The organism is Nocardia sp. bgisy118 (genome assembly GCF_057708605.1).
Map to the genome: position 1 here is coordinate 119,820 of NZ_JBYISM010000029.1, position 10,349 is coordinate 130,168.

General features: G+C 67.2%; 11 protein-coding genes and 1 tRNA gene. 4 read left to right on the forward strand and 8 right to left on the reverse strand.

The features are described 5' to 3' along the window. Window positions 1-249: 249 nt before the first annotated feature. Both AC3EO7_RS29635 and AC3EO7_RS29640 read right to left on the reverse strand, forming a co-directional pair. Window positions 250-954, reverse strand: coding sequence for a DUF8020 domain-containing protein (locus tag AC3EO7_RS29635; protein WP_435593027.1), 705 nt, complete (start codon window positions 952-954; stop codon window positions 250-252). Between the two features lie 117 nt (window positions 955-1,071). After that, complete coding sequence (locus AC3EO7_RS29640; protein WP_431971125.1) at window positions 1,072-1,863, reverse strand: methyltransferase; 792 nt, start codon at window positions 1,861-1,863, stop codon at window positions 1,072-1,074. A gap of 112 nt (window positions 1,864-1,975) precedes the next feature. Here AC3EO7_RS29640 and AC3EO7_RS29645 point away from each other — a divergent pair, with 112 nt between their 5' ends. Continuing rightward, on the forward strand, window positions 1,976-2,785 hold the full coding sequence (locus tag AC3EO7_RS29645) for a nuclear transport factor 2 family protein (protein WP_435593028.1): 810 nt from the start codon (window positions 1,976-1,978) through the stop codon (window positions 2,783-2,785). Here AC3EO7_RS29645 and AC3EO7_RS29650 read toward each other — a convergent pair. Continuing rightward, a complete protein-coding gene (locus tag AC3EO7_RS29650) occupies window positions 2,780-3,253 on the reverse strand; it encodes a DUF2231 domain-containing protein (protein ID WP_431971127.1) in 474 nt (157 codons plus the stop codon). The two genes, AC3EO7_RS29645 and AC3EO7_RS29650, sit on opposite strands and share 6 nt — an antisense overlap. A 263-nt stretch (window positions 3,254-3,516) precedes the next feature. Here AC3EO7_RS29650 and AC3EO7_RS29655 point away from each other — a divergent pair, with 263 nt between their 5' ends. Then, a complete protein-coding gene (locus AC3EO7_RS29655; protein ID WP_431971128.1) occupies window positions 3,517-4,872 on the forward strand; it encodes a lipase family protein in 1,356 nt (451 codons plus the stop codon). Between the two features lie 10 nt (window positions 4,873-4,882). On the opposite strand, the gene AC3EO7_RS29660 is transcribed toward AC3EO7_RS29655, so the two are convergent. The 4 genes from AC3EO7_RS29660 to lppU form a co-directional block, all read right to left on the reverse strand. Beyond that, a complete protein-coding gene (locus tag AC3EO7_RS29660) occupies window positions 4,883-5,689 on the reverse strand; it encodes a thioesterase II family protein (RefSeq protein WP_431971129.1) in 807 nt (268 codons plus the stop codon). Between the two features lie 97 nt (window positions 5,690-5,786). After that, window positions 5,787-6,068 carry an acyl carrier protein gene (locus AC3EO7_RS29665; protein ID WP_431971130.1) on the reverse strand — a complete coding sequence of 94 codons (282 nt, stop codon included), beginning with the start codon at window positions 6,066-6,068 and terminating at the stop codon, window positions 5,787-5,789. A 581-nt stretch (window positions 6,069-6,649) separates the two neighbouring features. Then, window positions 6,650-7,156 (reverse strand): YbhB/YbcL family Raf kinase inhibitor-like protein, encoded by a 507-nt coding sequence (locus tag AC3EO7_RS29670; RefSeq protein WP_435593029.1) that lies wholly within the window; start codon window positions 7,154-7,156, stop codon window positions 6,650-6,652. A gap of 136 nt (window positions 7,157-7,292) precedes the next feature. After that, window positions 7,293-7,952 (reverse strand): LppU family putative lipoprotein, encoded by a 660-nt coding sequence (lppU, locus tag AC3EO7_RS29675; protein WP_431971132.1) that lies wholly within the window; start codon window positions 7,950-7,952, stop codon window positions 7,293-7,295. 329 nt (window positions 7,953-8,281) lie between these two features. On the opposite strand from lppU, the gene AC3EO7_RS29680 reads away from it, so the two are divergent. Then, complete coding sequence (locus AC3EO7_RS29680; protein WP_431971133.1) at window positions 8,282-8,854, forward strand: DUF8020 domain-containing protein; 573 nt, start codon at window positions 8,282-8,284, stop codon at window positions 8,852-8,854. Between the two features lie 219 nt (window positions 8,855-9,073). On the opposite strand, the gene AC3EO7_RS29685 is transcribed toward AC3EO7_RS29680, so the two are convergent. Next, window positions 9,074-9,147, reverse strand: a tRNA-Met gene (locus tag AC3EO7_RS29685). Between the two features lie 595 nt (window positions 9,148-9,742). Between AC3EO7_RS29685 and AC3EO7_RS29690 the strand changes: the two genes are divergently transcribed. After that, window positions 9,743-10,246, forward strand: coding sequence for a transglycosylase family protein (locus tag AC3EO7_RS29690; RefSeq protein WP_431971134.1), 504 nt, complete (start codon window positions 9,743-9,745; stop codon window positions 10,244-10,246). Window positions 10,247-10,349 lie beyond the last annotated feature (103 nt).

Here is a 10,349-nt window from a genome sequence, read left to right on the forward strand (position 1 = left end):
GAAAGATTTCCTTTCCCGTGCGCATCTGTAACGCAGGCGTGAAACCTCACGGCAAACACCCTGAGCTGCAAGAACATTCACGGTGATACCGCACACATCCCCCCGCGAACCGTGGGCAACCGCACACCACAGGAAGCTTTCCGAACACCGCCGACAGTATTCACACGACCGCCACCGCAAGACCACGCATGGAATCGTCGACCGCCGGCGCTGAACCACACCGGCGGCCGATGCTCGCCCTGACGTCGCTTACTTTGCGGGCGGCGTGAACGGCTGGTTGATCGTGCTGAAGTACTGGATGGCCGCGCCCACCGCGACCGGTGCTGTCACGAAGATTTGCCCAGCGAGGGTTCCGAGTGCGCCGACGGCGATGATGCCGCCCGCGCAGCCAACGGCGGCGGCGGGGATGAAGGGGCCGAACAAGCCGAGGATGGTGGCGGAGGCGACGGTGGCGCCGACGATGCCGCCGAGTAGGCAGCCGACGGCCCCGCCGCCGATGCCGCCGACCAGGGTGCCGATGGTGACGCCCATGGCGATGGTGCTGGCCATGCGCCCCCAGGCCGCCTGTTCACGCTCGTATTCGTTCTTCCACGGCGCCTTGTCCTCGAAGGGCAGAGCCACCGGCTTGTAGACGGCCCTGTCCATGGACAGCTGCGGGGTCAGGGTCGCGGTGCGGCCGGAAATGGCTGCGGCGATGGGGAATTCGAAATCATCGAGGCGGAACTTCAGCGGGGTGCCCGCCACCAGCGTGCCGTCGGCGGCCTCGATCTTCAGTGCGTCGTCCTCGACCACCAGCGAACCCGCGTCGATCTCGATGATCGAGGCGGTGTCGGTGGCGCGGGCCGTGAAGCCGATCGCCTCTCCCTCGGATGGTTGCGCCGTGGCCGTGCCCGCCACGATGGACAGCGCGGCCATGACCAGGGCGGTCGGTGCGGCCAGCTTCCTCAACAGCATTGATCCTCATCCCAGATACCGGCCGTGCGGTTTCACGGCCACATCGCATGCTAGGGACAACAGTTGCCCATAGCATGCCGAGCGCGGGTCGCACCCCGGCATCCACCATCGAAGAGCTCAGATCACATAGGGAATCAACGCTTTTCGCTCGGCCGGGTAGTCGGCGAACTTCTCCCGGTACCACCGATGCGTCGCGAAGGCGCGCGGCACCAAGTTGCCCGCGGTGATCAGGAAGATCACCAATCCGGCCAGCGACCAGGTCAGCAGCGCGAACCCGGCCCACGCGATCAGCTCACCGAGATACGCAGGACTGCTCACGAAACGGAAGCCTCCGCCGTAGGGAATCCGGTACTCGGCAGAGCCGGGATCGTTCTTGTCGCGCAGGTTGCGCACGATCGCCTCGGATCGCACCAGCAGCCCGAACCCGCACAGGTAGACGACCAGGCCGATCAGGAAACGCGGGTCGGTGAGCCAATCGACGCCGTACTGGTTCTTGAAGTCGTGACTGAAGAACGCGCCGTTGAGGTAGCCGTGCAGCGAGGTCACGAAGACGCCCGCGGCCAGCACCGAGATGTTGAAGCTGCTGCGCTTGCCGGGCACCTGCCGGATGGAGAGCGGGAAGAACCAGCCGCGGTTGCCGTAATGCAGCAACCAAATGCACGCCAGCACAAGCGGAGTCGGCTCGAACCGGTCCGGACCGCTCAGATAGAACACCGCGAACACGACGGTGGCGGGCAACTCCATGAGCCACCAGCCCAGCTTGGGATCGAGATTGAAGCCGACCTTCGTCGAGGCGAACCGGCCGTACGGACTCTGCGCGAACAGACCGCCGACCAGCACGAAAGCGGCGAAGGCGAAGGCGATCGCGAGCACGGTGTCGTAGGTGGCGTTCCCGGTGTACCAGTCCATCGAGATCCTTTGTCGAATGGGGCGCCGCGTGCGTCGAACAGTTCGGCGGCGCCGAAATTAGAACATGTTCTACCATGGATCCGAGCAGTGGCCACGACTATGGAGGACCCTCATGCCGCTGGACCCGACCGCCGAACATCTGCTGGCGGCCGTTCAGGCATCCCCGCGCGCCGTCGCGGCGCACGACAAGACCGCCTGGGTGGACCTCTTCGCCGACGACGCCGCGGTGCACGACCCGGTCGGCTCGCGCGCGCACGCCGGCCGCGACGCGATCACTCGGTTCTACGACACCTTCATCGGGCCGAACTCCATCGCGTTCCGCGTAGACCGCGACCTGGTCGCCGGGCAGACGGTGGTCAGGGATCTGCACATCGAGACGACCATGTCGACCGGCGCGACGGTCACCGTGCCGATGCACCTGCGCTACGACCTGGTCGACACCGGCGGCGGCTGGCGAATCGCTCGCCTCGCCGCGCACTGGGAGCTGGCGGTGATGATCGCGCGCCTGCTGCGCACGGGCGTGCCGGGTCTCCTCGCGGGCGCGAAGCTCGGTCCGCAACTGATCGCGAATCTCGGCGTCGGCGGCGCGGTGGGCATGCTGCGGGCGCTGCGGAGCGTGGGCGGGCCCGGCAAACGCGCCGCGCGCCAACTGTTCGACGCCGCGGCGGGGACCGATATCGGCCGCGTGCGCGCGCTGCTCGGCGAGCACGCGGTGGTGGAACTGCCCGCGGGCAACCCGATCTCGGTGGAGGAGTTCACCAATCGCGCGCGCACCATGCGGTGGGACAAGATGATCGCCGCCGGCCGCACCGTCAGCGCGAGCGTGCGGCTCGGCGAATCGCACGGCGTGGCCTTCGTGGAATTCGCGGCGAGCAGTCCGAGGATCGTCGGCGTGACGGTCTTTCTCGACGCGAATCTATAGGCCGCTCGCGGCCTGGACGCCCCAGACCGCCCGCGCACCCGAATCGCCGACCCGGTAGCACTGCACGCCAGCGGCGATGCCGACGACGAGCGCAAGGATCGCCAGCAGCGCCGCCGGTGCGCGGCCGACGGATCCACCGCGCAGTTCGACCACGTGCGCGGCGACCAGCAGCAACGCGACGACCAGCAAGGCCACCGCGAAATAGACCGTGACGCGCCCCAGGTCGATATGGGTCCGCAGCGCCTCGCTCGGAGCGGGGAATCGCTCGGCAAGCGTCTCCCCCGCGTCCGCGGTGATCGGCGTGAGCACCACGCCGACGACAGCGAGGGCCGCGACGAGCCAGATCAACCGCCGCCGCACCGCGGGCACGGCCGCCGCCAGCACGAGCAGCAACGCCGTCAGCGGCACGAGCACGACCACCCCGTGCACCAGAAGCACGTGCGCGGGCAATCCGTTGATGGTCGACATGAGGCGCTCTCCTCGGTGTGTGGCGGCGGCTCCCGATCAGTGTCACCCGTTCCCACGAATCGCGTGGGCCGATGGTTCACAGACCGGCGACGCCGCGCGCGGTGGGAAGAATTTCGGCCACACAGGTTGTCTCCCGCGCCAATTAACCTGCCGAGCTCCGCCGGTTACGTTGAGTGGGACCGCCGCGCCGGAATTCCCGGGTCGAATCCGCCGCACCGCGGCGCCCGAGCCGTGCGCCGCGCCGCGTGAAAGGACCAACACCGATGAGCGTGGGCACCACCTCGGATGCCGCCGGACCGGCCACCGCGTCGTCTGCGTACTCACCGTGGCCGCTGATCCCCGAACAGGATCCGTTCTACGCGCCGCCGCAGGACCTCGGCCGTCACGTCCCCGGCGCCGTGCTGCGCACCCGGCGGGTCGAACTCGCACTGTTCGGCATTGTCCCGCAGCGCATTTCGGCATGGCAACTGCTCTACCGGACGTGCGATCTGAACGGCGTGCCCGAGGTCGCGGTGACCACGGTGCTGCTGCCGTGGGGCGCCGATCCCACCGTGCCGCGCCCGCTGGTGTCGTTCCAATGCGCGATCGACGGCGTCTCCTCCCGCTGTTTCCCGTCCTATGCCCTGCGCCGCGGAGCGCGGGCTCTCGGCGCCATTCCGCAGCTCGAGTTGCCCGTCATCGGCGCCGCGCTGGCGCGCGGCTGGGCGGTGTCAGTGCCCGACCACGGGGGCATGTCGGGCCAGTTCGGCGTGGCGCGCGAACCGGGGTATCGGTCCCTCGACGGCATCCGGGCAGCGTTGAATTTCACCCCGCTCGGCCTCGGCGCGACCACGCCGGTCGGCCTGTGGGGCTATTCGGGCGGTGGGCTGGCCACCGCCTGGGCCGCGGAGCTGGCCGCCGAGTACGCGCCGGAGCTGGCGATCGTCGGCGCGGTGGCCGGTTCCCCGGTCGGCGACCTCGCGTCGGCATTCGTCCGGCTCAACGGCACCTTCCTGTCCGGTTTCGCCACCGTCTGCGTCGCGGCGCTGCGGCGGGCATACCCGGCGTTGGACCGGGTCCTGGTCGACGAGCTGCACCCCGACTTCCTCGGCCTGCTCGCCCAGGCCGAATCGCGCACCACCTTCGAGCTGATCCCGCGGTTCGCGGGCAAGAACATCGACAGGTACAGCCGCACGACCTTCGCCGAGCTGCTCGCCCGCCCCGAGATGCGCTACGTCCTCGACGACATCCGCCCCGGCGTGCAGGCGCCCACCATGCCGATGCTGGTGATTCAGGGCGTCAACGACGAGCTCATCGCCGTCGCCGACGTCGACGCGCACGTCGAGCGGTACGTAGCGGCCGGGGCCACGATCCGGTACCTGCGCGACCGGCTCAGCCTGCACCTGCCCCTGCTCTACATCGGCACCCCCTTCACCATGAACTGGCTGGCCGACCGCTTCGAACAGCGCGACACCGGGCCGACCGGCACCGACACCGTGTGGTCGCTCGCCTTCGGCAGGCGAGAAGTGGTGGGGCACTTGCGTTTCGCCCGGCTGTTCGGACGGATGCTTGCGGCGCTGCCCATCACGGCGCCCGCGCGGCCGACCGCTTCCGCGGCGCCCCGGCGAAGCGTGGCCTGACGGGACGCCCCTACGCCGAGCGCGCGAAGGGCTGCCGCGCAGCGCGATTCGTACAAACGCGCTGACTCGTCGCGTAACGGCGCAGCAGCGGTCGCAGGTGATCGAGAAGTTCCCGCGGACGATCGAGCAGGGAAAAGTGATCGCCCGGCAGGATACGCACCTCGCTGGAGGCGGTGGTGTGCTCACGCCACGCGGTCAGCTCGAGTTCGTCGACCAGCGGATCGGCGTCGCCGCCGAAGACGTGGATCGGACACGGCAGCCGAGGCCGGCCGTCGCCTCGATGGTCGAGGCAGACGCGCAGGTCGTCCCGGATCACCGGCAGCACGCCGGACAGCAGCGACGGGAACTCCTGGATCGGCGAGGGCAGCCCGCCGAGGTCGATCAGCAAACGGATCAGCGCCGCGTCGTCGAGCGCTTCGACGGGAGGCAGCGGTGTCGGCAGGTGCGGGGCTGTACAGCCCGAAACCATCAGCGCCGCAGGCACTGTCGCGCCACGCTCGCGCCTGCGACTCGCCAGCCGGTAGGCGAGCAGCGCGCCCATGCTGTGCCCGAAGAACACATGCGGCACGGTGAGGTATTCGTCCAGCTGGGCATCCAGGTCCGCGATCAACGGCTCGATTTCCCGAAACCGCTCTTCTCCGTTGCGACGCTCGCGCCCCGGCAGCAACACCGGCCACACCGACGTGTGCGGGCCCAGTACGCGCTGCCAGTCGCGGTACAGCCACGAACCGCCGCCCGCGTGGTGAAAGCAGAACAGCCGCAACGGCGCCGACTCCGATACAGCGCGGTCCGCGGACCGCTCGACATACCCGGTCACCGGTTCACCCGTCCGCCCGCAGAAGCACGAGCTCCTCTGACGCTCGGCTCCAGCATGCGCGAGGCGCGCCGGCACACGATTCGCTCACCACGTTCACTCATGCGGCCCACTCGGACCGGTCGGCGACCTGGTCGGTGATGTAGACGGCGAGGTCGAGGATCGTCGGGTGGTCGAACACGATCGTCGGATCCACGTCGAGGTCCCACTCGAACTCGATCTCGCCGCAGAGGTTCACCGCGGACACGGAATCGATGCCCAGCTCGGCGAGCGGGAGGGTGGGGTCGATATCGCGCGGGGAGCGGCCGAGGTAATCGGCGACCCGAGCGGTCATCCAGTCGACGACGAGGGCGCCGTGCTGGGCGAGCACGAGTGTTCTCATCTTGCGGTATCTCCTGAGTCCTTCGGTTGCTGGTTCGGGTCGGCCAGACGGTGGCGAGCGCGCAGGCGCCGGACGGACGGTTCGACCTCCTTCCTGGTGTCGCCATACGCGCGGACCTGACCGCGAACATGTGCGACGAAGTTGGAATGCATCCGGTGAACTCCTGGCGGGCGCGATTCGTTTATGGGGGGTGAGAGGGAGGTCCGGCTGTCCGGGTACCAGCCTCGATAGCTATCGTCGTCCCGCAATCTCTCCGCAAATAGGCACCAAAGGTGTGGAAAGAGCTCACCCCCGGGGTCGCGCCGGCTCCAAGGGTGTGCATCGCGCGCAATCCCATTGCCTGTCCGATATTGCGTTCATTGCGAAAACACCTGCGCCTACCGCTGATTCGAGCGGTAGGCTCAGGTGGTCGTGTGATTGGTCCGCGAGCTGAATCCGTGGCGATGCCGCACCGGTGAGAATCAGGCCGCTACAAGAGTAAAATGATAGTGGTCCAGAATTCGACGCACACCCCGGGACACGATCAGCGATCGAATCCACGCCGCCGAGTTTCCGACGCCTCAACCGAACGGGTTCGCCCGTTACTCGTTCTCGGTGACGAAGAAATTCGCGGCGATGGGCTCGAGTGCGTGTGAATGCGCGAATCGGAGTGGATCGAACCGGGGACGGTCGAGTTGCGGCAGGCCGAATTCACGCGACTGCCGATACACCGCGAGCACATACCGATGCGGTCCTGAACCCTTGGGCGGGGTCGGACCGGCGTAAGGCACGATTTCGGCGCCGGCGGCGATATCGAGTCCCGGAATATCTCCCACCGCCCAATGCAGCCAGCACAGTCCATGCGACGTCGCTCTCGATGGCGCGTCGACATCGAACATCAGGACCGTATACATATCGGAACCGTCTTCTCGCAGCGGCCATTCCAGATCGGGCGCGCTCGCCGTCTGCGCGACCGACAGCCGCGCACCCGGCGACACCCGCACGTCGCCGTACTTCACCGATGCTTCGTCGCCCGCGAAGGCGTCCATTCGATCCGGAACGAATCGCTCGCGCTGCAACGCGGTCAGGAAAGCGTCATTGGCGTTCACGTCGTGGATTATGACGCGGTCGCGCCTCTCGGTCCGGCAGGACGCGCCGCCCGTCATCCGCCGGACCTGCACAGATGGCGACCGGGGCCTGCCCCGTCCCGCAGGCGAGTCGCAATGCGGACGACGCCTGCCGAACTCAGAGCTCGGCGACGCAGACAACGAAGCGGCGCTGATTGTAAACGAATCCGTAATTGCCCGAGGCACATTGATTGACATCGGTGATGCCATGTTTGACCTCGAGAACGCGCACGCCCTTCGCCGCACCGCCCGCGCCACAATCGATGTGCTTCGGATTTCCGTGGCCGAGTTCCATGCAACCGCCGACCACCCAGTCGATGTCCATGCACAACGAGCCCTGTTGCTCTCCGCGCACACTTTCGCCATAGGCATGGTCGGCGTCGGCAGGACATTTGCCGTCGGCGGCCACTTTGTCGAAAACCTTGTAGCTGGAACCGCCTCCGCCACAGGCGGTTTTCTCGATCGCGTTCGCGCCGCCGTCGCCGACGAGCACGCAGTCACCGACGTTCATCTGAATCGCGGTCGGCGCCTTGCTCGCCTGGCTGAGCATGCCCTCGACGATGGGCTCCGAGGCGGCAGGATCGGGCTGAGCCGAGGTCATCGGCGTCGCCGATGTGGTTGTCGTCCGGCTGGTCTCGACGACGGTCGGGCTCGCGCTGCCCGTGGGCTCCGGGCCGTCCATGGAAAACGCGACCATGATGGTCAGGAACGTACACAGCGCGAACACCAGCATGAATGCGGCCAGGGCGAAACCGGCACGGACACGTTGGCGCGACATATCTCGCCCTCCACAGCTGTCACGCTTCGAATCTCGCCCTGACGAGATCTGAAGTCTGAAACTTTCACTCTGAAAACTCAGGGAATCCTTACATGCCCCCGAGTGCGGTGTCGAATCGACGCCCGCCGAACCCAATTCGGTCGCTCGACTAGGTCACGAATAGGCAACGATCCCCGGGTTCACCTGCCGATTATGTTTATGGGCAAACGTTTTCGGGCAGTGGTCCGCCCGTGCGCTATACAGTCACGCGCCATCCGGCCGCAGGAGCCGGAGACCTCGTCAGAAGGAAATCCAGCATGAAGTTCGGCACGCTTGCCACGACGACCCTCATGGTCGCCGCCGCGGTGGGAATCGCCGCGGGTACCGTGAACGCCAATCCGCCCGAGAAGCAGGAAATTTCGGCGTCCGGCGTCGATCAGGGAGTCGGCTACCGCGCCGTCCTGTCCGATTCCTCCCGCGTCGTCACGACCACCGTCGAGGGCGGCCGGTTCGAGCTCGCCGACAATGGCGCCAAGGTATTGCTGAAGTCCGATCGCGGCGCGGTCGTCACCGACGTGCCGCTGACATACGAGCTGTCGGGGCAACGCCTGTCGGTGGCGAACGAGATCAGTGCCGACGGTCGAAAGCTCACGCTCACGCCGACGGCGGACGCGAAAGCCATCGGCGAGCTGCAGCAGGTCGACTCCATGGCGCGCCTCACGTCGGAGCTCAACAAGAACGTGGTCGGTGTGGTTGCCGGCGGGTTGTTGGGCGGTCTGATCGGAGCCGTGCTCGGCCTCGGCTTCTTCAGCATCATCACCGGCCCCATCGGCGCGGCCGTCGGAGCGATCGCGGGCGGGGCCATCATGGGCGGCCAACCGTTCATGGACGCGATGAACGCGGCCATCAGCGGCCAGCCCTGATCGTTACCCGGAGATCGTCGGCGGTCGGACGCTCCGCGCGCGTCTGGCCGTCGACCTCACCCACCGGCCGCCGCCCTTCGGCTCGGCCACTGATCGAACGCAACCGTTTCCGCGTGGTGTGATGCGGCGATCCCCGCCGAACGTCACACAAGATCCACGAAGCCGAAAATGACTCGAGGCCGGAGAGATTTGGAAATCTCTCCGGCCTCGAGCCGTTTGTAGCGGGGACAGGATTTGAACCTGCGACCTCTGGGTTATGAGCCCAGCGAGCTACCGAGCTGCTCCACCCCGCGTCGGTGAACACCAGATTACACACGTCTACACGGAGAAGGCAAATCACTTACCCGGAGGACTATTCGGCCAGGTCAGCGGCTTGCACTGGCCCGAGACACACGACGCGGGCGGACAATCTCCGCGGCACAGCGTTGTCGCCGCCGGTCGCGAGTGCGAGCACCGGTGCCGGGGACGAACCGGAGGCGCGAGACCCAAGCGGGGACGCGCCCACTTCGAGCGGGAAGACGGGGGTCATTTTCGATGACCAACCGTCCAGTTCTGCGTTCAAACGTGACGGCCATCACTATTTCGGAGTGATCTCGCCCACATAACGGTGCTATAACGGACCGTCCAGACTGCATACTCGAGGTGTTGACGACCAGTGTAAATGCCGATTTTCAGTTATTCGTTTCATGCAATTGCCGAAGTTATCAAGATGTGATCTGACCGAGATTCTTCGTTACGGTCGGTCCACGGCCCGGATCAACCGTGATGGGCACGAACTCGAACCGCCGAACACCGGCGACCCTGTCCCGCGGTTCGAGATCCCCGACCTCCTGGGGACAGGGACGCGATGCCTTCGTCGAGTCGGTGGGCGCAGGGAGGGAAACCACCATGTCTGAGAACCGGAAGTTCAGCACCCGCGCCCTCGGCCTCGCCGCCGTCACCGGTGCCCTTGTTGCCGTCCCGTTCGCACTCTCCACCGCCACCGCCGAGGCCGCGCCGACGCACAACTGGGACGGTGTGGCCCAGTGCGAGAGCGGTGGCAACTGGGGGATCAACACCGGTAACGGCTACTACGGCGGTCTGCAGTTCTCGCAGAGCACCTGGGCCGCCAACGGCGGTGCCGGCTACGCCCACAACGCCAGCAAGGACGAGCAGATCCGGGTCGCCGAGAACGTGCTCGCCACCCAGGGCGTCGGCGCCTGGCCGACGTGCGGACAGTACCTGCAGTCGGGCCAGTCGGCTCCGGAGCCGCAGCCCGAGCCCGTCGCCCCCGCGCTTCCCTCCCCCGCGCCCGAGCAGAGCCAGGACGTCGTCGAGCAGGTCAACGAGCTGGCCAAGCAGTACGGCCTGGAGGGCCAGTTCCAGCAGCTGCTGCAGCAGCTGCCGCGCTGATCGACTCGCTGGGCAACTGACGCCGAAACCCCGTCACCGCACAGCACACAGAAGCGGGGGGGGGGGGGGGGGGGGGGGGGGGGGGGGGGGGGGGGGGGGGGGG